The organism is Stenotrophomonas genospecies 3, assembly GCF_054473855.1.
This window is the reverse complement of sequence record NZ_JBTMUR010000016.1, coordinates 89,944-114,948: the sequence shown is the minus strand read 5'-3', so window position 1 is coordinate 114,948 and position 25,005 is coordinate 89,944. Positions and strand designations below refer to the sequence as shown.

The 25,005-nt window shown below is 67.3% G+C and carries 20 protein-coding genes; 15 read left to right on the top strand and 5 right to left on the bottom strand.

What is annotated here, in order from left to right; all coding sequences use genetic code 11:
- Positions 1-240 precede the first annotated feature (240 nt).
- Positions 241-3,705 carry a transcription-repair coupling factor gene (gene mfd / locus ACX9OT_RS19180; RefSeq protein ID WP_459003227.1) on the top strand — a complete coding sequence of 1,155 codons (3,465 nt, stop codon included), beginning with the start codon at positions 241-243 and terminating at the stop codon, positions 3,703-3,705.
- Positions 3,706-3,749: 44 nt separating this feature from the next.
- Positions 3,750-4,367, top strand: a complete 618-nt coding sequence (locus tag ACX9OT_RS19175) for an HD-GYP domain-containing protein (protein ID WP_032127517.1) — start codon at positions 3,750-3,752, stop codon at positions 4,365-4,367.
- 92 nt (positions 4,368-4,459) lie between these two features.
- On the opposite strand, the gene ACX9OT_RS19170 is transcribed toward ACX9OT_RS19175, so the two are convergent.
- On the bottom strand, positions 4,460-6,553 hold the full coding sequence (locus ACX9OT_RS19170) for a M13 family metallopeptidase (RefSeq protein ID WP_459003225.1): 2,094 nt from the start codon (positions 6,551-6,553) through the stop codon (positions 4,460-4,462).
- Between the two features lie 208 nt (positions 6,554-6,761).
- Positions 6,762-7,511: a 2,3-diphosphoglycerate-dependent phosphoglycerate mutase gene (gene gpmA / locus ACX9OT_RS19165; RefSeq protein ID WP_004150217.1), complete on the bottom strand. Its 750-nt coding sequence runs from the start codon at positions 7,509-7,511 to the stop codon at positions 6,762-6,764.
- Positions 7,512-7,605: 94 nt separating this feature from the next.
- Between gpmA and nfi the strand changes: the two genes are divergently transcribed.
- Positions 7,606-8,280, top strand: a complete 675-nt coding sequence (gene nfi / locus ACX9OT_RS19160; RefSeq protein WP_132809639.1) for a deoxyribonuclease V — start codon at positions 7,606-7,608, stop codon at positions 8,278-8,280.
- A gap of 38 nt (positions 8,281-8,318) precedes the next feature.
- On the opposite strand, the gene ACX9OT_RS19155 is transcribed toward nfi, so the two are convergent.
- On the bottom strand, positions 8,319-9,299 hold the full coding sequence (locus ACX9OT_RS19155) for a cation diffusion facilitator family transporter (RefSeq protein ID WP_032127521.1): 981 nt from the start codon (positions 9,297-9,299) through the stop codon (positions 8,319-8,321).
- A gap of 180 nt (positions 9,300-9,479) precedes the next feature.
- Positions 9,480-11,729, bottom strand: coding sequence for a TonB-dependent siderophore receptor (locus ACX9OT_RS19150; protein WP_049462383.1), 2,250 nt, complete (start codon positions 11,727-11,729; stop codon positions 9,480-9,482).
- A 289-nt stretch (positions 11,730-12,018) separates the two neighbouring features.
- Here ACX9OT_RS19150 and ACX9OT_RS19145 point away from each other — a divergent pair, with 289 nt between their 5' ends.
- Positions 12,019-13,434, top strand: coding sequence for a GGDEF domain-containing protein (locus ACX9OT_RS19145; RefSeq protein WP_049399641.1), 1,416 nt, complete (start codon positions 12,019-12,021; stop codon positions 13,432-13,434).
- A 95-nt stretch (positions 13,435-13,529) separates the two neighbouring features.
- Here ACX9OT_RS19145 and ACX9OT_RS19140 read toward each other — a convergent pair whose 3' ends face one another.
- On the bottom strand, positions 13,530-14,747 hold the full coding sequence (locus ACX9OT_RS19140; RefSeq protein WP_459003221.1) for an MFS transporter: 1,218 nt from the start codon (positions 14,745-14,747) through the stop codon (positions 13,530-13,532).
- 77 nt (positions 14,748-14,824) lie between these two features.
- Here ACX9OT_RS19140 and ACX9OT_RS19135 point away from each other — a divergent pair, with 77 nt between their 5' ends.
- The 11 genes from ACX9OT_RS19135 to ACX9OT_RS19085 all read left to right on the top strand — a co-directional run bounded on the left by ACX9OT_RS19135 (position 14,825) and on the right by ACX9OT_RS19085 (position 25,002).
- A complete protein-coding gene (locus ACX9OT_RS19135) occupies positions 14,825-15,274 on the top strand; it encodes a winged helix-turn-helix transcriptional regulator (protein WP_459003219.1) in 450 nt (149 codons plus the stop codon).
- A 73-nt stretch (positions 15,275-15,347) separates the two neighbouring features.
- Positions 15,348-16,475 carry a metallophosphoesterase gene (locus ACX9OT_RS19130; protein WP_329810591.1) on the top strand — a complete coding sequence of 376 codons (1,128 nt, stop codon included), beginning with the start codon at positions 15,348-15,350 and terminating at the stop codon, positions 16,473-16,475.
- 134 nt (positions 16,476-16,609) lie between these two features.
- Positions 16,610-17,293, top strand: coding sequence for a response regulator (locus tag ACX9OT_RS19125; protein WP_014646433.1), 684 nt, complete (start codon positions 16,610-16,612; stop codon positions 17,291-17,293).
- Complete coding sequence (locus ACX9OT_RS19120; protein ID WP_005412674.1) at positions 17,290-18,669, top strand: sensor histidine kinase; 1,380 nt, start codon at positions 17,290-17,292, stop codon at positions 18,667-18,669. The genes ACX9OT_RS19125 and ACX9OT_RS19120 overlap by 4 nt, the downstream gene beginning before the upstream one ends.
- A 79-nt stretch (positions 18,670-18,748) precedes the next feature.
- Positions 18,749-19,585, top strand: a complete 837-nt coding sequence (locus ACX9OT_RS19115) for an alpha/beta hydrolase (protein ID WP_065179649.1) — start codon at positions 18,749-18,751, stop codon at positions 19,583-19,585.
- 1 nt (position 19,586) lies between these two features.
- Entirely contained in the window at positions 19,587-19,946 is a 360-nt protein-coding gene (locus ACX9OT_RS19110) for an EamA family transporter (RefSeq protein WP_012479558.1), read from the top strand.
- A complete protein-coding gene (locus ACX9OT_RS19105) occupies positions 19,943-20,341 on the top strand; it encodes a DMT family transporter (RefSeq protein ID WP_459003216.1) in 399 nt (132 codons plus the stop codon). Before ACX9OT_RS19110 ends, ACX9OT_RS19105 begins: the two co-directional genes overlap by 4 nt.
- Positions 20,342-20,351: 10 nt before the next feature.
- Complete coding sequence (locus ACX9OT_RS19100) at positions 20,352-21,554, top strand: DegT/DnrJ/EryC1/StrS family aminotransferase (protein ID WP_459003214.1); 1,203 nt, start codon at positions 20,352-20,354, stop codon at positions 21,552-21,554.
- Positions 21,555-21,728: 174 nt separating this feature from the next.
- A complete protein-coding gene (locus tag ACX9OT_RS19095; protein ID WP_049462375.1) occupies positions 21,729-22,445 on the top strand; it encodes an MtnX-like HAD-IB family phosphatase in 717 nt (238 codons plus the stop codon).
- Between the two features lie 62 nt (positions 22,446-22,507).
- The gene (locus ACX9OT_RS19090) at positions 22,508-23,908 is read left to right on the top strand and encodes an aspartate aminotransferase family protein (RefSeq protein WP_459003212.1); all 1,401 of its coding nucleotides are present in this window, start codon (positions 22,508-22,510) and stop codon (positions 23,906-23,908) included.
- A 29-nt stretch (positions 23,909-23,937) separates the two neighbouring features.
- Positions 23,938-25,002 carry a GNAT family N-acetyltransferase gene (locus tag ACX9OT_RS19085; RefSeq protein WP_459003210.1) on the top strand — a complete coding sequence of 355 codons (1,065 nt, stop codon included), beginning with the start codon at positions 23,938-23,940 and terminating at the stop codon, positions 25,000-25,002.
- Positions 25,003-25,005: the final 3 nt, after the last annotated feature.

The following is a 25,005-nucleotide window of genomic DNA, read 5'->3' as shown; positions in this document are numbered from 1 at the left end:
ATCCGCAGATGCATGCTTGACGGTCCCTCCACCCTGGCTCCTACATACCTCGTAGGAGCCGGGAGGAACATACAAGCAAGCTCGACTCTACGGGATGCGCCGGGCTCTGCCCGGCGACGTCTCCCGGTAGTGCCGGCCGCTGGCCGGCATTCCGCTACCCCAACGGCACATGAGGCTGCCGGCCAACGGCCGGCATGACCCACCGGGCTTCGATCGGGCTTCTGCTAAAATCCGGGGTCCATGTCGCGTACCTCATACCCCGCCCCGCCGCTGCCGCGCGCCGGCCAGCTCCGCGCCTGGTGGCGCGCCCCCGCATCGCCGACCGCCCTGGCCTGGTACCTGGCCCAGGCCGCGCGTGCGCACGACGCCCCGCTGCTGGTGATCGCCCGTGACAACCACGGTGCCAACCAGCTCGAAGCCGACCTGCAGACCCTGCTCGGCGGTGACCCGGCCCTGCCGGTGGTGGCCTTCCCGGACTGGGAAACCCTGCCCTACGACCGCTTCAGCCCGCATCCGGACATCATTTCTCAGCGACTGTCCGCCCTGCACCGCCTGCCCACGCTGAAGCGCGGCCTGGTGATCGTGCCGGTGCAGACCCTGCTGCAGCAGCTGGCCCCGCGCAGCTACGTGATCGGTGGCAGCTTCGACCTGAAGGTCGGCCAGCGCCTGGATCTGGAAGCCGAGAAGCGTCGCCTGGAAAGTGCTGGTTACCGCAACGTCCCGCAGGTGATGGACCCGGGTGACTTCGCCGTGCGCGGCGGCCTGCTCGATGTGTTCCCGATGGGCGCCGACGAGCCGCTGCGGGTGGAGCTGCTGGACGAGGACATCGACTCGATCCGTGCCTTCGACCCGGAAAGCCAGCGCTCGCTGGACAAGGTCGAGGCGGTGCACATGCTGCCGGGCCGCGAAGTACCGATGGACGAAGCCAGCATCGCCCGCGTGCTGGCCACGCTGCGCGAACGCTTCGATGTCGATACCCGGCGCAGCGCGCTGTACCAGGATCTGAAGTCCGGGCTGGCCCCGGCCGGCGTCGAGTACTACCTGCCGCTGTTCTTCGAACGCACCGCGACCCTGTTCGACTACCTGCCCGACGGCAGCCTGCCGGTGGTCTGCGCCGGTGCCGGCGAAGCCGCCGAGGCGTTCTGGGCGCAGACCGGCGAGCGTTACGAGCAGCGCCGCCACGATGTGGAACGGCCGCTGCTGCCGCCGTCGGCGCTGTATCTGTCGCCGGAGCTGCTGCGCGAGCGTCTGAACGATGCCCCGCGCATCGAAGTGTGGTCGGCTGACCACGCGCGCATCGCCGATGCCCATGCGTTGGGCGACCAGCCGCTGCCGCCGCTGCCGGTGGCCGCGCGCGAGGCCCCCGCTGGCGACGCGCTGAAATCCTTCCTCGGCCATTATCCGGGCCGGGTGCTGATTGCCGCCGATTCGCCCGGGCGTCGCGAGGCGCTGCTGGAAGTGTTGCAGGCCGCCGAGCTGAAGCCGCCGGTGGTGGCCGACCTGCCCAGCTTCCTCGCCGACGATGCGCGCTTCGCGATCGCGGTGGCACCGCTGGAGGATGGCTTCGCACTGGACGATCCGCGCATCGCGGTGCTGACCGAGCGCCAGCTGTTCCCCGAGCGCGCCGGCAGCACCCGCCGCACGCGCCGTGCCGGCCGCGAGCCGGAAGCGATCATCCGCGACCTCGGCGAACTGACCGAGGGTGCGCCGATCGTGCACGAGGACCATGGCGTCGGCCGCTACCGCGGCCTGATTGCGATGGACGTCGGCGGCATGCCCGGCGAGTTCCTGGAAATCGAATATGCCAAGGGTGACCGCCTGTATGTGCCGGTCGCCCAGCTGCACCTGATCAGCCGCTACTCCGGCGCTTCGGCGGAAACCGCGCCGCTGCATTCGCTGGGCGGCGAACAGTGGAGCAAGGCCAAGCGCAAGGCCGCCGAGAAGGTGCGCGACGTGGCTGCAGAGCTGCTGGAGATCCAGGCCCGCCGCCAGGCCCGTGCTGGTCTGGCGCTGCAGGTGGACCGCGCGATGTACGAGCCGTTCGCGGCCGGTTTCCCGTTCGAGGAAACGCCGGACCAGCTGGCCGCGATCGACGCCACCCTGCGCGACCTGGCCAGCAGCCAGCCAATGGACCGCGTGGTCTGCGGCGACGTCGGCTTCGGCAAGACCGAGGTGGCGGTGCGTGCCGCGTTCGCCGCCGCCAGTGCCGGCAAGCAGGTGGCCGTGCTGGTGCCGACCACGCTGCTGGCCGAACAGCACTACCGCAACTTCCGCGACCGTTTCGCCGATTACCCGCTGAGGGTCGAGGTGCTGTCGCGCTTCAAGACCACCAAGGAAATCAAGGCCGAGCTGGAGAAGGTCGCCGCCGGCACCATCGACGTCATCGTCGGTACCCATCGCCTGCTGCAGCCGGACGTGAAGTTCAAGGACCTGGGCATGGTCATCGTCGACGAGGAACAGCGCTTCGGCGTGCGCCAGAAGGAAGCGCTGAAGGCGCTGCGCGCCAACGTGCACCTGCTGACCCTGACCGCCACGCCGATCCCGCGCACGCTGAACATGGCCATGGCCGGCCTGCGCGACCTGTCGATCATCGCCACGCCGCCGCCGAACCGGCTGGCGGTGCAGACCTTCATCACCCAGTGGGACAACGCGCTGCTGCGCGAAGCCTTCCAGCGCGAGCTGGCACGCGGCGGCCAGCTGTACTTCCTGCACAACGACGTGGAAAGCATCGGCCGCATGCAGCGCGAGCTGTCCGAGCTGGTGCCCGAGGCGCGCATCGGCATCGCCCACGGGCAGATGCCCGAGCGCGAGCTGGAAAAGGTGATGCTGGATTTCCAGAAGCAGCGCTTCAACGTACTGCTGTCGACCACGATCATCGAGTCGGGCATCGACATCCCCAACGCCAACACCATCATCATCAACCGCGCCGACCGCTTCGGCCTGGCCCAGCTGCACCAGCTGCGTGGCCGGGTCGGTCGTTCGCACCACCGCGCCTACGCCTACCTGGTGGCGCCCGACCGCCGCTCGATCACCCCGGATGCGGAAAAGCGCCTGGAAGCGATCGCGTCGATGGACGAACTCGGCGCCGGCTTCACCCTGGCCACGCACGATCTGGAAATCCGCGGTGCCGGTGAACTGCTGGGCGAGGACCAGAGCGGGCAGATGGCCGAGGTTGGCTTCAGTCTGTACACCGAACTGCTGGAGCGCGCGGTGCGCAGCATCAAGCAGGGCAAGCTGCCCGACCTGGATGCCGGCGAGGAAGCGCGCGGTGCCGAGGTCGAGCTGCATGTGCCGGCGCTGATTCCGGAAGACTACCTGCCGGACGTGCACACCCGCCTGACCCTGTACAAGCGCATTTCCAGCGCGCGCGACAGTGATGCGCTGCGCGAACTGCAGGTGGAGATGATCGACCGCTTCGGCCTGCTGCCGGATGCGGCCAAGCACCTGTTCGCCATCGCCGAGCTGAAGCTGAAGGCCAACACCCTCGGCATCCGCAAGCTGGACCTGGGCGAGAACGGTGGCCGCATCGTGTTCGAGTCCAAGCCGAACATCGACCCGATGGCGGTGATCCAGCTGATCCAGAAACAACCCAATCTCTACGCCATGGAAGGGCCTGACAAGCTGCGCATCAAGCACCCGCTGCCGTTGCCGGAAGACCGCTTCAATGCGGCCCGCGCCCTTCTGACCACCCTCGCCCCGGGTTGATCGCCCCCGAATACCCCGCACCGGTCCCCACCCGGTGCGGGCGGATGACCATGTTTCCTGACGCCGTACCCGCCCCCGACCTGCTGCACGCGCAGGCCTGCCTGATCGATGCCCTCTCGATGTCGCTGCAGATGCGCGACGCCTACACCCGCCACCACTGCGACCGCGTCGGACTGCTCGCGCAGCGCCTGGCCACGCACTGCGATCTCGATGACGATGCCTGCTCGCAGATCGGCCTGGCCGCGCGCTTCCATGACATCGGCAAGATCGGCATCCCCGACGATGTACTGCTGACACCGCGCCGGCACACCGACGAGGAACGCGCGATCATGCGCGAGCATCCGGTGCGCGGCGAACACATCTTCCTGGCCACCGGCCGCAGCGATGCGGCACCGGTCGCGCGGCTGATTCGCGCCCACCATGAAGCGTTCGATGGCAGCGGCTATCCCGACGGCCTGCGTGGCGAGAGCATTCCGCTGGGCTCACGCATCGTCACCGTTGCGGATGCCTACGATGCCATGACCAGCGTGCGCCCCTACCGCGCAGCGATGGAACGCGAGACTGCGTTGCGCATCATCGACGAGCAGTCCGGCGGCCTGATCGATCCCTATGTGCTGCAGCGCTTCCATCGCATGCTGGCGCAGGAACCAGCGCTGGCCTGAGATCCGCCGGGCATGGCCCGGCGCCTCCGATCAGACAAACAAAAGGCCCGGCATTCGCCGGGCCTTCTGCATCACGCATCACGTGCGATCGATTACCAGATCACCACGCGCTTGTCGTCGGCACGCACCATCGCGTCGCCGGCCTTGCACTGGAACGCAGCGGCATACGACGGCATGTTCGACGGCGCGCCGTTGGCACGGAAGTTGGCCGGGGCATGCGGGTCGGTGTTCAGGCGGACGCGCAGCTCACCATCGGTGAAGTTGCGGCGCCACACGGTGGCCCAGTTCATGAAGAAGCGCTGGTCCTGGCTGTGGCCGTCGACTTCCACGTTCGCCTTCGGATCTTCCTTCAGCGCCATCTGCAGCGCGTCATAGGCCACGGTCAAGCCGCCCAGGTCGCCGATGTTCTCGCCCAGGGTCAGCTTGCCCTTCACGAACACGCCCGGCACCGATTCATAGCCATCGAACTGCGCGACCAGCTGGTCGGTACGTTCGGTGAAGGCCTTGCGGTCGGCGTCGGTCCACCAGTTGTCGAAGTTGCCGTTGGCAGCGAACTGGCTGCCCGAGTCGTCGTAGCCGTGCATCATCTCGTGGCCGATGACGGCACCGATGCCGCCGTAGTTCAGCGCCGGATCGGCCTTGGCGTCGAAGAACGGCGCCTGCAGGATGGCGGCCGGGAACACGATCTCGTTCTTGGTGGCGTTGTAGTAGGCGTTGACGGTCTGCGGGGTCATGCCCCACTCGGTCTTGTCCACCGGCTTGCCGATCTTGTCCAGCATGTAGCGATAGTTGAACGCGCGCGCAGCCTGCATGTTGCCCAGGTAGCTGTCACCGTTGGTCTGCAGGTCCGTCCACTCACGCCACTTGTCCGGGTAGCCGATCTTCGGGGTGAAGCTGGCCCACTTCTCCAGCGCCTTCTTCCTGGTCTCTTCGCCCATCCACGGCAGCTGCTCCAGGCGCGCCTTCAGCGCCACCGAGAGGTTCTCCACCAGGTGCTGCATGGCCACCTTGGATTCGGCCGGGAACACGGCGTCGACGTACAGCTGGCCCAGGGCTTCACCCATGCCGCCGTTGACCGACTCCAGCACGCGCTTCCAGCGCGGCTGCATTTCCTTCTGGCCACGCAGGGTGGTGCCATAGAAATCGAAGTTGGCCTTCTCGAACTGGCTGCTCAGGTACGGCGAGGCGTCGTCGATGGTGTGGAAGCGCAGATAGGCCTGCCAGGTGCTGGCCGGCACGTCGGCGAGCATCTTGTCCATTTCACCGAAGAAGCCCGGCTGCGCCAGCGAGAACTTCTGCGCGGCCGGCACCTTCAGGGTGTCGAACAGCGCGGTCCAGCTGAAGTTCGGGGTCAGCTTGTCGGCGTCGGCCGCGCTGAGCGGGTTGTAGCGCTTGGCCGGGTCACGCATCTCGATGCGCGACATCGAGGCCTTGGCCAGGCGGGTTTCGAAGGCCATCACGGCCTTGGCCTGCTCGGCAGCCTGCGCCGCGTCCACGCCGGACAGCGTCAGCACCTGCGCGATGTAGGCCACGTAGGCGTCGCGGATCTTGGCCTGCGCGTCATCGAAGTAGTAGCCCTTCTCCGGCAGGCCCAGGCCGCCCTGGCCGACGTAGGCGATGACGTTGGCCGAATCCTTGTAGTCGGCATTGGCGAACAGCGAGAACAGCACGCCCTTGCCCTCGGCCTGGCTGTCGCGCAGGTACTGGGTGATGGCGGCGGTATCGTTCAGCGCGGTGATCTTGTCCAGCTGCGGCTGCAGCGGCGCCAGGCCGGCGGCTTCGATCTTGGCTTCATCGTTGCCGGTCTTCCAGATGTCGCCGATCTTGGCTTCCACCGAGCCGGCCTTGGCCTGGCTGGCCGCGGCCTGCTGCACCAGTGCGTGCTGCACTTCCAGCGAGCGCTCGCGCAGGATCTCGAAGCTGCCCCAGGTGGTCTGGTCGCCCGGCACCGGGTTGGCCTTCAGCCACTTGCTGTTGACGAAGCCGTTGAGGTCGGTACAGGCCGAGATGGACGGATCCAGGTCGGCGCTGTTGAGCGAGATCAGCGGCGTCTTGATCTGCGACAGGTCGAAGGCCGGCTTGGCGTCGGCGCTGGCCGCCGGCGCGGTTTCATTCTTGCCACAGGCCGCCAGCGAGGCAGCGATGGCGATGGTCAGGCCCAGCGGGACCAGGTTGCGGACGTTCATGAGGCTCTCCTGCGGGTAATTTCACAGGGTAGCCGGGGAGGCCTGCGGTGGGACCGGCCAAAGGTCACAGGACGCGCTTATGTAGAGTCGAGCCATGCTCGACTGCTCTCCGTTCCGGGTTTATTGTCCTTGCGGCAAGAGGCCAACAGCATTCGAGCATGGCTCGACTCTACAAAAAGCGAAGGCCGGCTTGCGCCGGCCTTCTGTTTTATTTCGCCTTGCCCTGGTTGGCCACGGCTTCAGCGGCCTTGCGCGCTGCTTCCGGGTCGCCCAGGTAGCGGAACGACTTCACCGTCAGGTCGTCGTTCAGTTCGAACAGCAGCGGGATGCCGGTCGGGATGTTCAGCTCGAGGATTTCCTCGCGCGAGACGTTGTTGAGGTACTTGTACAGCGCGCGCAGCGAATTGCCGTGGGCGGTGACCAGCACGGTCTTGCCGTCCTTCAATTGCGGCGCGATGGCGTCGTGCCAGTACGGCAGCACGCGGTCCAGCGTGGTGGCCAGTGATTCGGTACCCGGCAGCGCGTTGCGGTCCAGGCCAGCGTAGCGACGGTCATGGATCGGGTGGCCCGGATCCTCCAGGTCCATGGCCGGCGGCGGGATGTCATACGAACGACGCCACACCTTGACCTGGTCCTCGCCGTGCTTGGCGGCGGTCTCGGCCTTGTCCAGGCCCTGCAGGCCGCCGTAATGGCGTTCGTTGAGGCGCCATGACTTGTTCACCGGCAGCCAGTCCTGCTCCAGCTCGGCCAGCGCACCCTGCAGGGTGTGGATGGCACGCTTCAGCACGGAGGTGTGGGCGACGTCGAACTGCAGGCCTTCCTCGCGCATCAGGCGACCCGCGGCGGCCGCTTCCCGGCGCCCCTGCTCGGTCAGGTCGACATCGACCCAGCCGGTGAAGCGATTGTCCAGGTTCCACTGGCTCTGGCCATGGCGCAACAGTACGAGTTTACGGGTCACTGCAGGGTCTCCAACGCGAGGAAAGGCAGGCCGCCATTGTAGCCCCGGGCGCCGCTCACCGGGCCGTGGCACCGCGCATGCGATGCTGTGACCAATGAATACGGTGATCGACCCCGGGCGCTGGGAAGGCAGCGTCGCTGCGGCACGCAAGCAGCAGATCCAGCTGGCTGGCCGCGTGGAGCGCCAGGACCGGCTGCCACGCAACGTGCGCTGGCTGGCCGGGCTGGATGTCGGCTTCGAGGACGATGGCGCCATCACCCGCGCCGCGGCGGTACTGCTGGACGCAGAAACGCTGCAGCCCGTGGCGCAGGAGATCGCGCGCATCCCCACGGTGATGCCCTATATCCCCGGCCTGCTCAGCTTCCGCGAGCTGCCGGCATTGCTGGCCGCACTCGCGCTGCTGCCACGCACGCCGGACCTGGTGTTCGTCGATGGCCATGGCATCAGCCACCCGCGCCGGCTGGGGGTGGCCGCTCACCTCGGTGTGGTCACCGACCTGCCAAGCATCGGCGTCGCCAAGTCGAAACTGGTGGGCCGGTTCGTCGAACCGGGCGCCGAGGCCGGTGCGCATACGCCGCTGCTGGATGGCGATGAGCAACTGGGCTGGGTGCTGCGCAGCAAGCTGCGCTGCAAACCGCTGTTCGTGGCCGGTGGCCATCGGGTCAGTGCAGATACCGCGCTGGACTGGGTACGGCGCACGCTGCGCGGTTACCGGCTGCCGGAGCCGACGCGGCTGGCAGACCGGCTGGCCTCGCGACGGGACGAATAGCCACCGCGGGCACCACCCGGCACGGCCCTCAATTTCAATCAACGATGCACGTGACCGCGATGGCCCTGCGCGTCCTCGCCGTGGTCATGGCCTTCATGGCCCTCGTGCTCGCCGCCCTTGGCCGGCGCCGGCTCACCACAGGCTTCGCCGCAGTGGTCCGCTTCGATCTGCAGTGTCACGTGCTCGATGCCGAAGTCATCGTGCAGGCGCCCGCCCAGATCACGACGCAGCGCATCGGCATCGGTGCCGTCGCGCATCACGATGTGCGCGGTCAGCGCCGGGGTGCTGGAGGCCAGCGCCCACACATGCAGGTCATGCACGTCCAGTACCGCAGCGTGGCCGGACAGGCTGTCGCGCACCTTGGCCACGTCCATGCCCTTGGGCACGCCTTCCAGCAGCACGTTGATCGCTTCGCGCATCAGCACATAGGTGCGCGGCAGTACCCACAGGCCGATCAGCACCGCCAGGATCGGGTCGATCGGCTTCCAGCCGGTCCACTTGATCAACAGCGCGCCAGCAATCACGGCCACCGAGCCGAGCATGTCTGCCCACACTTCCAGGTAGGCACCCTTCACGTTGAGGCTCTCGCCGCTGCCAGCCTGCAGCAGGCGCATCGAGATCAGGTTGATGACCAGGCCCGCCGCGGCAATCACCAGCATGCCCGACGAGGCAATCTCCTGCGGCTCGCGGAAACGTCCAATGGCCTCCCACAGGATATAGCCGGCGACCACGAACAGCATCGCGCCATTGATCATCGCGCCCAGCGCTTCCAGGCGTGCATAGCCGTAGGTGCGGCGCGCGTCCGGCGGGCGCCGGCTCAGCCGCACCGCGACCAGCGCGATCATCAGCGCTAAAGCGTCGGTAGCCATGTGCGCCGCGTCGGACAGCAGCGCCAGGCTGTTGGTCCAGAACGCGCCCACCACCTCGACGACGAGGAAGGTGGAGGTCAGGCCGAGCGCCCACCACAAGGGTTTCTCGTGGCGGATCTCGGATGGCAGGTGATCGTGGTCGTGGCCCATGGCAACAGCTCCTTTGCGATGGGAGGCAGGCTACGCCGGAGGGCGTTGGGAAACTATCACGGTGTTTATAACATTGCAGGCCACGCGGTCCCTCACCGGGCATGGCCCGGCGCTACCGGAGCGCGGCCGGCAACGCCAGGCCACGCCTGGCGGACGCAGCGGACCGACGTCCGCCTGCGGTCAGAACCCGAAGCGCAGGCTGGCCCAGTACGCGCGGCCCGGCTCGTTGTAGGTCGCCGCGCCGGCATCGCTGCTGTTGGCCTCGCGGAACAGGCGCTTGTCGGCCAGGTTGTTCACGCCGAAACCGAAGCTGACCGTCTCGGTCACCTTGTAGCGCGCGCTCACGCCCCAGATGTTGTACGCACCACGGTCCTGCAGCGCGATCGACGGATCGCAGGTGCCGGTGCAGCGCGGATCATTGTTGATGTTGGTGGTGGCCGGCTTCTGCTTGCCGTAGAAGGTGCCGGTCAGCAGCACCGACAGCTTGTCGGTGGCCTGCCAGTCCAGCATCGTGTTGACGGTGTACTTCGGAATTACCGACAGCGGCTGGCCGGTGCTCTTGTTCTCGTTCTCCACCATGTAGGTGAAGTTGTTGCTCCACTTCAGGCGGTTGCCCTGCTCGCCCAGCAGCGGGACCACCAGGTTGCCTTCCAGACCCTGCACGATCGCCTTGGGTGCGTTCTCCCAGCGGAAGATGCGGCCCTTGGTGTCGGCGGTCAGCCCGATCTGGTTGTACCCGGCCTGGATCTTGTCCTTGTAGTCGTTGTGGAAGTAGGTCAACGACGCTTGCCAGCCGCTCTGCGGTGCCCACTCGATACCCAGTTCCTTGTTCAGGCTGGTTTCCGCCTTCAGGTCCGAGTTGCCGCGCATGTAGCAGCCGGCGCCCAGGCTCGGCAGTGCATTCGGGCAGCCATTGCCCCGGGTGTAATACAGATAGTCCGGATTCGACTGGTACAGGTTCGGCGCCTTGAATGCACGGGCGATACCGCCCTTCACCACCCAGTCGCTGTTGATGCGGAACTGCGCGTTGAGGCTGGGGCTGGTGTTGTTGCCGAACTGGCTGTGGTGGTCGAAGCGCAGGCCCGGGGTGACGATCCAGCGCTCGCCCAGGTAGATGTTGTCTTCCACGAACACGGCGGTGGTCTGCGCGTCGGACTTGCCGCGTGCGCGATCGGCCGACAGCCCCGGGATGCCGCCGCCGCTGCTGCTGGACTGGCTCATCGAGTACGGGTCGGTCAGGCGGCTGTCCAGGTATTCAAAGCCCAGCGTCCAGATGTTCTCGGCACCACCCAGCGTGGTCGGGAAACTGACTTCGCCGTCCAGCTGGTAGTTGCGCAGGCGCGAGGTCGACCAGTCGGTGCCGTTGAAGCTGCCCTCCGGGCCACCGGCCAGGCCTTCGTTGATGCGCGAGTTGTTCACCGCCTCCACTGCAGCCGTTACCCGCGAGGTCACATCACCCCAGCGGCCGCGATGGGTGATCGCTCCGGTGTTGCGATACATGCGGTTGGTCTCGGCCTGCTGCTCGGCCAACGCCCCCAGATCGATCGGTGTCGAGGTACCGGTGGTGCTGACCGCGCGGTCGCCAGCATAGATGTTGCCCTGGCGACTGGTGCCGGCTTCGAATTCGACCACCTGGTTGGCGGTCACGTCCCAGCGCAGCAGCGCGTTGACATCGCGGTTCTTGACGCCCTCGCGACCGGCCGGCGGCACCGCGTTCGGATTCGTCGCGAAGTCACGATTGAGTTCCAGCGAATCGGCGTCGGTCTTGTTGAGATTGCCGTACAGGCGGAACGACAGGGTGTCGGTCATCGGCCCGCTCAGCTGCAGGCCGACGCGCTCGCTGCCGCCTTCGGCGCTGTGCTCGGGCACCAGGCCATACAGGTCGACCGCGCCGGTCAGGTCGCCGGTCGGGCGCTTGGTGATGATGTTGACCACGCCACCGGAAGCACCCGAGCCATAACGTGCCGCTGCAGGGCCACGCAGCACTTCGATGCGCTCGATCATTTCCGCCGGCACCCAGTTGGTATCGCCGCGGGTATTGCGCTCACCGCTGCGGCCCATGCGCACGGCATCACGCGCACCGATGCGCTTGCCGTCGACCAGGATCAGGGTGTTTTCCGGGCCCATGCCACGCAGATCGATCTGGCGGTTGTTGCCGTACTGGCCCGAGGCACTGTTGCCGGTCAGGTTGACGCCGGGCATGGTGCGCAGCAGCTCGGCGATGTCGTTGGCCGGCGGGCGCCTGGCGATGTCCTCTGCGGTGATGGTGGAGGTACCCAGGGCCTGGCGCGCGATCTGCGAGGCGGTGACGTGCACCGTGTCGATATCGGTGGCGTCGGTTTCGGCGTGGGCGGTCAGAGCGCTGCCGGCCAGCAGGGCGGCAACGGCAAGCGCCAGCGGGCGCGGCGAAAGGACAACGGCAGGGGACATGATCAGGACCTTCTGGCAGGGCTACGGGCCCTCTGGCAAAGGGCTTGAGGCAACGACGAGGGGGAGGCGGAGCAGTCCTGCAGCAGGCACCTGCAGCCCGTTCCGTGCGCGCATTCTCCCATCAATGCGATTGATTCTCAAATGCGTTCACTCATTGCCGCAGCGGCGCCGATGTGGTTTGCGCACCGTGCAACCCTGCACCGCGCGTAAACTGGCCGGCTAACCCGCCATCAACCGTATGCCGCCGCGGCCGATACCCGTGGTTTGCCGTACGCAGTCAGAGATCGACGTGGAACCACCCCAATTGGACGATGCCAGCCAGCCGCTGGCCGAGGCCTGGCAGCAGTGCCTGCTGCAGGCCGGCCCTGCCGCCACCGCGCTGCTCAAGGCCGCTGCTACCGATGCCCCACCCGCGCTGGCCCAGCGCTTTTACGAAGTACTGCTGCAGGACACCCGTGCGCGCCGTTTCCTGTCCCACGACCAGGTCAAGCAGCGCCTGCAGCCGGCCATGCAGCGCTGGCTGGCGCAGCTGCTGACCACTGATGCCAGCGGCATCGCCAACACCGTGGCCTCACAGCGGATCATCGGCGACGTGCACGCCCGCGTCGGCATTCCGGTCGACCTGGTTACCCGCGGTGCGCGTGTGCTCAAGCACGAACTGTTCGTGCGCCTGCGCGACGATGCACCGGACAGCGACACCGCATTTGCCGCCATCGACTGCCTCAGCGCGATCATGGATATCGCCATGGAAGGCATGACCCTGGCCTACACCCACGCGCGCGAGCGCTCCACCCGTGCCGACGCCGCCTACCGGCTGTTCTCGCTGGTACAGAACGTTGGTACCGAACGCGAGCGCCAGCGCGCACTGCTGCTGGACTGGGAAAACGCCCTGCTCTACGCGTTGGCCGGCCACGTGCAGGCCAGCGACAACGCCAGCCTGGCTACCTCGGAGTTCGGCCTGTGGTTCACCCACAAGGGCATCCCCAGCTTCGGCGAAAGCAGCGAAACGCAGCAGGTGGGCCAGTTGATGGCCCGCATTGATGGCCACCTGCAGCGCGCGAGCGGCGATGCTCCGGCGCAGCGGCTGGCGGTGCTGCCGGCCATCCGCGAGGACCTGGCCGCCATCCGCACCCTGATGACACTGCTGTTCGAGCGCATCGGCGAACTGGATGCCGGCAGCGACGCGCTGACCAACCTGCTCAACCGTCGCTTCCTGCCCACCGTGCTGCGCCGGGAAATCGAGCTGGCCACACGCAACCGCACACCATTCTCGCTGCTGCTGCTCGACCTGGATCACTTCAAGGCGATCAACGATGGCCACGGCCACGATGCCGGCGACCGCGCGTTGCAGCACGTCGCCGGCCTGCTCGGCCAGCTCACGCGCGGCAGCGACTACCTGTTCCGCTATGGCGGCGAAGAATTCGTGGTGGTACTGGTGGCTGCCAGCGAATCGCAGGCGACCGTGATCGCCGAGAGCCTGCGGCGGCAGATCGCACAGTCGCCGGTGGCACTGGCCAACGGCCAGGTGCTGGCACTGACCGCCAGCATCGGCGTGGCCGGCCACGACGGCCATCCGGACTACGAGCGGCTGATGGCCCGTGCCGACGCGGCAATGTACGAGGCCAAGCGCAGCGGCCGCAACCGCGTGGTGGTGGCCAGTGCGGACCTGCAGGAAGCGCCGGGACGGCGCGCACTGCAGCGATGACGGCAGGACAGGTAGAGTCGACCGCGGGTCGACTATCGCGCGCACCGCGGGGTTTTTCGCACGCAGGGCGAAGAGCAGTCGACTGACAGTCGACTCTACTGACAGCCGGCACTACCGATACGGCCGCCGGCCGCTGCTTTCACCGCCACCACCCGCCACGCTGCCCACCAGAGCAGCGCCAGCAACGCGATGCCCGCCCCCAACAGGCATACCGCCGGCCAGCCATGGCGCGCCTGCATCCAGGGCCCGGCCGCTGCACCGGCACCACTGCCCACCGCATAGAACAGCATGTACAAAGCCACCAGGCGTCCATGCTGTTCAGCCGGCGCGCGCAGCAGCAATGCCTGGTTTGATACGTGCAGTGCCTGCCCACCCAGGTCGAGCACAATCACGCCCAACAGCAGCAACGACAGCGACTGCGGCAGGCCCAGCAAGGGCCACCACGCAACCAGCATCAACAACAGCGCACCGACGCTGACAGGATGCGCGAAACCACTGTCCATCCAGTGCCCTACCCGCGCCGCCAGCAGCGCACCGATCACCCCGGCCAGGCCCAGTGCACCGATGGCGGCGGTCGACCAATGCAGCGGTGGCGCCGAGAGCGGCAAGGGTGCCGCCGCCCAGAACACATTGAGGCCGGCAAACAGCAGCAGTGCCAGCGGCCCACGCTCGCGCAACGTTCGATCGCGGCGCAGCATGCCCAGCATCGAGCCCAGCAGCTCGCGCCAGCGTGGGGGAACCGACGGCACCGGTACTGGGGGCAGGCGCCGCCACAGCAGCGCCGCCAACCCCGCCATCACCATCGCTGACAACAGGTAGACCATCTGCCAGCCAAAGGCCGCCGCCACCGTACCGGACACCACGCGCGCCAGCAGCAGGCCGATGAACACGCCGCCCTGCACCACACCGACCACGCGACCGCGCTGCTCGGGCGGTGCCAGCATGGCGGTATAGGCGATCAGGCCCTGGGTCAGCGCCGTGCCCAGCAAGCCGGCCAGCAGCATGCCCGACAACAGCCAGCCCGCCGTGCGTGACGCTGCCAGCCACAGCAGCGCCAGCACCAATGCGATCAACTGCAGCCGCAGCAGGCGTCGCCGGTCACCACGGTCCGCCAGCGGCAGCAGGCCAAGCAACGCCAGCACGCTACCGGCCTGGGTAGCAGCCAGCACCGCGCCGGCCACGGCCCGGTCCAGCGCAAAGGCGCGTGCAAGCTGATCCAGCAGCGGCTGTGCGTAGTAGACGTTGGCGACGCTGGCGCCGGCGGCAACCGCAAGCAGGACCAGCAGTGGGCGGGGAAGCGATGTGGCACTCATGACGTGGTTGCAATTTGAAACTTGATGCAGGCTACTGCCATTGGTTTTAAACTGCAACCACATCAGAGAGGTCCACCATGCACGCCGACAGCCCCTGCCCCGTCGCCCGCAGCGCCGATCTGCTCGGTGATCGTTGGGCGCTGCTGGTCATCCGTGATGCCTTCGATGGCGTCACCCGTTTCGGTGATTTCCAGCGCAGCCTCGGCGCGGCCCGCAACATCCTCAGCGACCGCCTGCGCCGGCTGGTAGAGGCCGGCGTCCTGCAGCTGCAGCCGGCCTCCGATGGATCGGCCTACCAGGAATACGTGCTCACCGCCGCTGGCCAGGAACTGTTCCCGCTGCTGGTCGCGCTGCGCCAATGGGGTGAACGCCATCGCTTCGAGGCCGGTGAAGCCCATTCACAGCTGATCGAATCGGCGACGCGGCGGCCGCTGCCCTACATGCAGCCGCGCGGGCGCGACGGCCAGCCACTTCAGCCCACCGCCACCCGCGTGCGCAAGTTCAGGGACGGCGGGCGCGACACCTGATCCGCCCATTCGCGCACACCGACGAACACCCGCGCCGGTTAGCATCGGGTCTTTCCGCCACTGGATGCCGCCGATGTCGCGCGATCGCCCTTCCCTGCTGACCGCCCTGCTGTTGCCGCTGCTGGCCTGCGCCACAGCAACCACGCAGGCCCGCGAGGTTGCCGCGCCCGCCGACCACGTGCAGGCCGATGGCCCCTATGTGTTCCGCCAGGGCGACCAGCTGCAGGCCAAATGGATATGCGACGACAAGGTCGAGTCGCACACGCTTGCCACGCAGGCCGCAGGTACCGACATCGCCCCGCGCTGCGGCTACGAGCACACGGTGCACGTGGCTGCCCCGAATGCGCCTTCGGTTTCCGTGCTGCCGGCCGTGCCGCGCATCGTTGCGCTGTCCGACATCCATGGCCAGTACGGGCTGCTGGTGCGCCTGCTGCGCGCCCACCAGGTCATCGATGCCCAGGATCGCTGGGCGCTGGGCAAGGACACGCTGGTCATCGCCGGCGATGTGTTCGACCGCGGCCCGCAGGTGACCGAGGCCTTCTGGCTGCTGTATGGCCTGCAGCAGCAGGCGGCCGCCGCCGGCGGCGCGGTGCACTTCGTGCTCGGCAACCACGAAACCATGGTGCTGTACGACGACCTGCGCTACGTCAACCCGAAGTACCTGCGCAGCGCGCAGCTGCTAGGCCGCAGCTACCCGCAGCTGTACGGTGCCGATTCGGTGATCGGGCAGTGGCTGCGCACCCGCCCGGTGCTGCTGAAGATCGGCGACACCCTGTTCCTGCACGGCGGCATTTCGCCCGAGGCAGTGCAGCTGGCGCTGGACCCGGCGCGCACCAATGCGGCCTACCAGGCGTCACTGGGCCTGCCAAAGGCCGAAGTAAAGGCCGACCCGGCCACCGCACCGCTGTATGACGGCAAGACCAGCCCGATCTGGTACCGCGGCTACTTCGATGGCCGCCTCGACACCGCGGGGGTGCAGACCGTACTCGACCGCCTGCAGCTCAAACGCATCGTGGTCGGCCACACCTCGATGCCACACGTCAGCAGCTTCCATGGCGACCGCGTGATCGCCATCGACAGCAGCATCAAGAACGGCGAGAACGGCGAACTGCTGTTCATCGAGGATGGCAGGCTCAGCCGTGGCCTGCTGGATGGCTCGCGGGTGCCGTTGGCGCCGGGTGAGCCGGGCCTGCAGGACTGAATGAAGGGACAGCGCGACGGCACCGGGCGGCGGCGGCGCGCTCCACCTTCACCCGGTTTGCGGCTACCCTCGGCAGCCGAGAGAGGCCCACCCCGTCCATCCGGTGGGCCTGACCGTTACAGGAGCCCCCGCGCATGCGCGTTCTGATTGCTGAAGACGACCCGGATATCGCCTCCGGCCTGTGCGCCTCGCTGCGCCGGCAGGGGCACGTGGTTGACCACGTCGACAACGGCGCGCACGCCGACGCGGCACTGGGCTCGACCCAGTACGCATTGCTGGTGCTGGACCTGGGCCTGCCTCAGCTGGATGGCCGCGACGTGCTGCAGCGCCTGCGCCAGCGCGGCGATGGCCTGGCGGTACTGGTGGTGACCGCCCGCGACGGCCTGGCCGAGCGCGTGCGCGTGCTCGACCTGGGCGCCGATGACTACCTGGTCAAGCCGTTCGCGCTGGACGAGTTCGAAGCACGCGTGCGTGCGCAGCTGCGGCGGGTCACCAGCAATGGCAACCCGGACCTGCGCATCGGCCGCCTGCGTATCGATCTGGCCGGGCACCGGGTGTGGATCGACGACCAGTCGCTGGAACTGACCGCGCGCGAGTTCGGCCTGCTGTCGGCACTGGCGGTACGCGCCGAGCGCATCGTGTCGCGCGCGCAACTGGTGGAAGCGCTGTGCGACTGGGGCCAGGACCTCACAGACAACGGCCTGGACATCGCCCTGCACCGCCTGCGCCGCAAGCTGCAGCCCGGCGGCATGGGCATCCGCACCGTGCGCGGGCTGGGCTACATGCTGGAAGACGCACAGGACGACAGCGCCCCGTGATCAGTGGACCACCCAGCCTGCGCCGGCGCCTGCTCGCCTTCCTGGCGTTGCCGATGCTGGGCCTGCTCACCTTCAACACGATCCTGGCCTACTACGTTGCGCTGGACTATTCCAACCGCATCCACGACCGCAACCTGATCGACGACACGCATTCGTTCGCGCAGATGCTGAGCACCATGCCGGTGACCAGCGACCTGTCTCCGCAGGCGCGCTTCCTGATCGAGTACGACCCCGACGGCCATCGCTACTTCAACGTCGACAGCAGCCGCATGGGTACGCTCAGCGGCAATGCAGACTTCAGCCCGTACGCCCCTTCGCAGGACTGCACCGGCGTGCATCCGGCGCTGTACGACGGCAACCTCAATGGCCAGCAGGTGCGCATGGCCACCGTCTGCACGCAGGCGATGAACGATCCGCAGGACCAGCTGGCGGTGACCGTGGCCGAGAGCATGGCCGACCGCCGGCAGCGTGCGCGCGAGATCCTGATGATCATCATCCCGCTGATGACCATGCTGGCGCTGGGTACCGCAGCGCTGGTCTGGTTCGGCGTGACCTATGGCCTGCGTATCCTGACCCCGCTGAGGACCCGCCTGGCCCAGCGCCGCGGCGAACTGGCACCGATCTCCGATGCCGACGTGCCCGAGGAGATCCAGCCACTGATCAGCACCATCGATGATCTGTTTGCCCGCCAGGCGGAAATGATCACCCTGCAGAACCGTTTCATCGCCGATGCCGCGCACCAGCTGCGTTCGCCGCTGGCGGGCATGGCCCTGCATGTGGACCAGGCACTGGCACATGGCGACCCCGATACAGTGCGCGAGGCGCTGCAGCACATCCGCCGGCTCAACCAGCGCACCGCCCGGGTCAGCACCCAGCTGCTGGCACTGAGCCGGGCGCAGACCGTGCCCGATACCGTGGAGGCACTGGACCTGTGCGAGCTGGTACCGCAGTGGGTCGGCATGCGCGTACCGGAGGCGATCCGCGATGGCATCGATCTGGGCTACCGCGGCAGTCCCCATCCGCTGCGTGTACTCGGCAACGGCGCCATGCTGCAGGAAGCGCTGGACAACCTGATCGACAACGCCCTGCGTTATGCCGGCCGCAATGCAACCGTCACGGTGGGCGTGCACGCGCTGGACGACAATGATGTCGAACTGTATGTGGAAGACAACGGCCCTGGTGTGCCCGACGACGTGATGCCACGGCTGGGCGAGCGCTTCTTCCGGGCGCCGGGCACCGCTGCCAGCGGCACCGGCCTCGGCCTGGCCATCGCGCACGAGGCGGTGGAGCACTTCGGTGGCCGCCTGAGCTTCCTGAACCGCCCAGGTGGCGGACTGAAAGTCGCCATCACGCTGCCGCTGCTGAAGGCGCCCTGACCCGGCCCGGGGCGCTGAAAGGCTGGCGAAAATCGCGCTTGCGATCCTGCCATCCCCACTGCCGTCCCGGAGCCGCCAGGTGACCGAATCGCACGACTTCTTCCTCCCCGGTGGCCCACAGGGCGTGCTGCTGGTCCATGGCCTGACCGGCACCCCGGCGGAAATGCGCATGCTGGGCAAAGGGCTGAACAACGCCGGTTTCACGGTGCACGGCGTGCAGCTGCCCGGCCATTGCGGCACCGTGGATGACCTGCTGGCGACCACCTGGGAACAGTGGTACCAGGGCGTGGAAGATGCGGCGGCCGCCCTGCGCGGCAAGGTCGACCAGCTGTTCGTGGGTGGACTGTCGATGGGCGCGGTACTTTCGCTGGCGTTGGCGGCACGTCGCCCGGAGTGGGTGTCCGGCGTGGGCGTGTACGGCGCCACTTTCCGTTACGACGGCTGGAACATTCCCGCCGTGGCCCGCTTCTCGTTCCTCCTGCCGTGGTTCAAGCGCTTCAACATCGGCCGCGACCGCATGTTCATGGAAGAACCGCCGTACGGCCTGCGCGACGAGCGCCTGCGCGCGCAGGTCAGCGCCGCCATGCTGTCCGGCGACAGCGCGGCTGCCGGCCTGCCGGGCAACCCCTGGCATGCGCTGGCCGAGATGCGTGCGCTGAGCCAGTGGACCCGCCGCCACCTGCATCAGGTCACCGCACCGTGCCTGGTGATGCACGCCCGCGAGGACGACGTGGCCAGCATGGGCAACGCCGAGCTGGTGATGTCGCGGGTCAGCGGCCCGAAGGAACTGGTGGTGCTGGAAGACAGTTACCACATGATCACCATCGACCGCGAACGCCGCGATGTGATCCGCCGCAGCGCGCGCTTCTTCACCGAAATCGGTGAACGCACTGGCGTGCTCAAGGCGGTGGCCTGACATGGGGGCACTTGCCACGCTGCTGTGGCTGGCCAATGTCGTGCTCGATACCGGTGGCCAGCTCGCGTTCAAGGCCGCCGCCAGCGACCCGCAGGAGGGCGAAGGACTGCAGCGCTGGAAACACATGCTCAGCCGTCCCTGGCTGTGGATCGGCATCGCCTGCTACGTGCTTGAGTTCGTCGCCTGGATCGCGTTCCTGTCGCTGGTGCCGCTGTCCAAGGGCGTGCTGCTGGGCTCGATCAACATCGTCGCGCTGATGATCGCCGGCCGTTTCCTGTTCCGCGAGAAACTCACGCCGCTGCGGGTGACCGGCATGCTGCTGGTCACCGCCGGCGTAGCCGTGGTGGGGGCCGGCTCATGAGGCGCCTGTATGTGATCGGCTTCCCGCTGCTGATGGCTTTCGACACGCTGGCCCAGCTGTGCTTCAAGTACGCCGGTGACGCCGCGTTGCCGGTCGAGGCCAACACCGCCTGGCTGCTGCGCGTGCTGTCGCAGCCGTGGGTTTACGGCGCCATCCTCGGCTACGTGGGTGCATTCTTCACCTGGATGAGCCTGCTGCGCCATGCGCCGATCGGTCCCGCCTTTGCTGCCTCGCACCTGGAAGTGATCAGCGTGCTGCTGCTGTCGGCGTGGCTGTTGAACGAGCCGCTGACCCTGCACCATCTGCTCGGTGCGGTACTGATCGTGGCCGGCATCGTCTGCCTCGGCCGCGCCGAGGCGGACGACCCGCACAGCCCTGCCGAAAACACCCCGTGAGCGCGCTGCGATGAGCCTGTTCGCGCGCGAACTGCCACCAACCGCCGGCCTGCCGATGCAGGCCAGCGATTTCCTTCCCGGTGGCGGCGACCTGCGTGACATCCTGGCCAGCCAGCTCGGCACACCGCCGCTGCAGCTGACCTGTTCCGGCACGCACGCGCTGCTGATCGCCCTGCGCACGCTGCGCAAGCGTGCGCCAAAGCGCGACACCGTGATCATGCCGGCCTATACCTGCCCGCTGGTGCCGATCGCGGTGCACAGCCTGGGCCTGCGCGCGCAGTTGTGCGATACCCGGCGCGGTCATTTCGACTTCGACCCCGGCCAGCTCAAGCGGCTGGCCGATGCGCGCACGCTGGCGATCCTGCCCACCCACCTGGGCGGGCGCATTGCCGATGTCGAGCTGGCCTGCGAAGTCGCCCGCAACGCCGGCGCCTGGGTGATCGAAGATGCCGCGCAGGCACTCGGCGCACGGGTCGGCAACAGCAGTGTCGGCCTGCGCGGCGATATCGGATTCTTCAGCCTGGCCGCCGGCAAGGGCCTGAGCCTGCATGAAGGCGGCCTGCTGGTCAGCCGCGATGACGAACTGCGTGCTGCGCTGGCCGAACATGCCGACCAGCACGTTCGCTCCAGCCTGCGCTGGGAGCTGCTGCGCAGCGTGCAGTTGCTGGGCCTTGCTGCCTGCTATCGCCCTTCGCTGCTGTCACTGGTGTATGGCAATCCACTGCGCAATGCGCTTCAGCGTGGCGATCTGGAAGATGCGGTCGGTGACATTTTCCCGCTGGATATCCCGCAGCACCGGGTCAGCCAGTGGCGGCAGAACATCGGCGCGCATGCTGCGCGGCGCTTGCCGGCATTCCTTCAGGCCGGTCGGCTGCGTGCGTTGCAGCTGCGGGTGCAGCTGGCACAGCTGCCTGCCGTTGAGGTGGTCGATGGGCTGGCCGGTAGCGGTGGCACCTGGCCACTGTTGATGCTGCTGCTGCCCAGCCAACGCGCCCGCGATGCGGTACTGAAGGACTTGTGGCCACGCGGGCTTGGCGCCAGCCGCATGTTCATCCATGCCCTGCCCGGCTATGCCTACCTGCGCGGCATCGTGCCGCAGGACGACATGCCCAACGCACGCGACTTCGCCGCACGCATGCTGACCCTCGGCAACAGCGCCTGGCAGACCCGTGAAGAGACCGCCGAAATACTGCGGGCACTGGCCCGCGCGTGACGCCAGGACGCACGGATGGAGTGCGCCCCGCGCATTCATCCATGCACCTTCCTGAACGCTTTCCGCGCCCTGAAATGCAGGCTTTCAACAGGAAAGGAACGAGAAAGGCTGCCTGCCTACATTGAGCCTGGCCCGGCATCGCGCCGGACGTTCCTTTCATCGACGGACCTGCCCATGCACTGGAGCATCCTGTGTGACTTCGACGGCACCATCAGCCTCGAAGATGTCATCGACTCGCTGCTGGAGAAATACGGCCAGCCGGGCTGGCAGGAACTGGAAGACCAGTGGAAAGCGGGAAAGATCGGCTCGCGCGAATGCATGCAGGGCCAGGTCAGGCTGCTGAAGCTGGACCCGGCCACGCTCGACGCCCACCTGGACCAGGTGCAGATCGATCCGGGCTTTGCCGCCTTTGTCAGCCGTGCCGAACAGCTGGGCGTGCCGCTGCGCATCGTCAGCGACGGCCTGGACCATGCGATCCACCGCATCCTCGCCAACCACGGCCTGTCGCGACTGCCGGTGGTGGCCAACCACCTGCGCTGGTGCGATGGCTACTGGGAACTGGAATCGCCCTACCAGGCCGAAGGCTGCCGCAGCGGCACCTGCAAGTGCACCTGCGCCGCGCAGGCGCGCGCCAACGAAGCACCGCGTGTGCTGATGATCGGCGATGGCAGTTCGGATTTCTGCGTCTCCGAAGATGCCGACTTCGTGTTCGCCAAGCGTCGCCTGATCACCCATTGCACCGATGCCGGCATCGAGCATGCCGCCATCGATACCTTCCACGATGCAATCGCACTGCTGCCGCGCTTGCTCGATGGCAGCCTGCTGCAGCCACGTCGTATCGACGCCAGCCCGCAGCCCGCCGTACTGCCCCTGCTGCTGGCCACCGCCTGAGCACTCCCTTCCAAGCACGCCCCCGCTACCTCTTTCGAACGTCCTTCACGGAACCGAACTGCATGAACATTTTTGACAAGAACGCCGACGCCGCTGCCTCCGACGCGCAGCTGCTGGCCGACGAAGCCCGTTACAGCTCCTTCGGCGATACCGTCCACTACGTCGACCCGCCGAAGATCTTCCAGCGCGGCGAAGGCAGCTACATGTTCGACGGTGCGGGCGTGCCCTACCTCGACCTGCAGATGTGGTACTCGGCCTGCAACTTCGGCTACAGCAACAAGCGTCTGAACGATGCGCTGAAGGATCAGATCGACACCCTGCCGCAGGTCGCCAGCCAGTACCTGCACCCGACCCGCGTGCAGCTGGCCAGGACCATTGCCGTGGACATGCACGAGAAGTTCGGCCTCGACGGCCGCGTGCATTTCAACGTCGGCGGCGCGCAGGCCATTGAAGACTCACTGAAGATCGTGCGCAACGCGCGTGGCGGCAAGAGCCTGATGTTCGCCTTCGAGGGTGGTTACCACGGCCGTACCCTGGGTGCGTCGTCGATCACCTCCAGCTACCGCTACCGCCGCCGCTACGGCCACTTCGGCGAGCGCGCGATGTTCATTCCGTTCCCATACCCCTTCCGTCGCCCGAAGGGCATGACCCCGGAAGAGTATTCCGACCATTGCGTGTGGCAGTTCGAGCGCCTGTTCGAAAGCGAATACAACGGCGTGTGGGATCCCAAGGTCGGCCAGGCGGAGTACGCCGCGTTCTATGTCGAGCCGATCCAGGGCACCGGCGGCTACGTCATCCCGCCGCGCAACTTCTTCACCGGCCTCAAGCGCGTGCTGGACAAGTACGGCATCCTGATGGTCGTCGATGAAATCCAGATGGGCTTCTGGCGCACCGGCAAGCTGTGGGCCATCGAGCACTTCGGCGTGACCCCGGACGTGCTGGTGTTCGGCAAGGCGCTGACCAACGGCCTGAACCCGCTGTCGGGCCTGTGGGCGCGCGAAGAGCTGATCAACCCGACCGTGTTCCCGCCGGGCTCCACCCACTCCACCTTCAACTCCAACCCGCTGGGCACCCGCCTGGGCCTGGAAGTGCTGAAGCTGGGCAAGGAAATGGATTACGAGCGCACCGTGCCGGAAAAGGGCGCGTACTTCCTCGATGGCCTGCGTGGCCTGCAGAAGCGCCACCCGGAAATCGGCGACGTCGACGGCCTGGGCCTGGCCCTGCGCGCGGAAATCTGCCAGACCGACGGCTACACGCCGAACAAGGAACTGCTGGACCGCATGGTCGACATCGGCTTGGCCGGTGACCTGCTGCACGACGGCAAGCGCATGGGCCTCGTGCTCGACGTGGGTGGCTGGTACAAGAACGTGATCACCTTCGCGCCGTCGCTGGACATCAGCTACGAAGAGATCGACCTGGCGATCACCCTGCTTGACCAGGCGCTGACCAAGGCCAAGGGCTGAGGTCCGATGCGCTGCCGGTTCCCGTGCCGATGGAAATGACGTCACGCGCATCCAGCACCGCGCTGGAACCGGCCGCGCTGCTGGAGGGCTTCCTGGCCCACCCGCCGCTCGGGTTCGAGGCAGGCCGCCTTCCCAGCGGCCTGCCGACCTTCCGTGCGCCGCTGGATCTGACCACCACCATGGACGACGACCTGCGCGGCAAGCTGCTTGGCCTGCCGCTGTCGCGCCTGTGGCGGCCCTGGATCACCTGGAAAACCCGCTTCGTCGGTGCCACCAGCACCGAGTACACCCCGCTGCCCGCGCACGTCGCTCCAGAGGCATTGGCCGAGGACGTGACGCGTCACGCGATCGGCGATACGCGCCTTCTGGTGGTCAAGGACCTGGCGATCGATTCGCCGCTGCTGGACGACGCGGCCAACGCACACAGCGGTGCCTTCCTGCAGGCATTGCTGGCACGCGGCTTCGTCGAACTGGAAGGCATGCCGCTGGCCTGGGTGGCCATCGATTTCGATTCGATCGATGGCTATCTCGGCCGCCTGTCGTCTTCGCGCCGCAAGAACATCCGGCGCAAGCTGCGCTCGCGCGACGACCTGCAGATCGACTGCATCGCCACCGGCGATCCGGCCCTGGCCGACCCGCAGCTGCAGGCCGAACTGTATGCCTTGTACCTGGGCGTGTACGCGCAGAGCGCGGTGCATTTCGACCAGCTCGACGTGCCCTACTTCCAGCATCTTCTGGCCGACAGCCAGGGCCAGGGACGGATGTTCCTGTACCGCCACCAGGGCCAGCTGATCGGCTGGAACCTGTGTTACGTGCATGCGGGCAAGCTGGTGGACAAGTACATCGGCCTGGCCTATCCGCAGTCCCGCGAGCACAACCTGTACGCGGTGAGCTGGATGCACAACCTCGAATACGCGCTGCAGCACGGCCTGAGCCACTACGTGGCCGGCTGGACCGATTCGCGGATCAAGGCCGAACTGGGCGCCCGCTTCACCTCCACCCGGCATGCGATCCACGCCCGTTCCCCGCTGCTGCGTGCAGCCCTGCGCAGGCTGGCCCCGTACCTGCAGGGCGAACCGGACGGAGGCGGCTGAGCG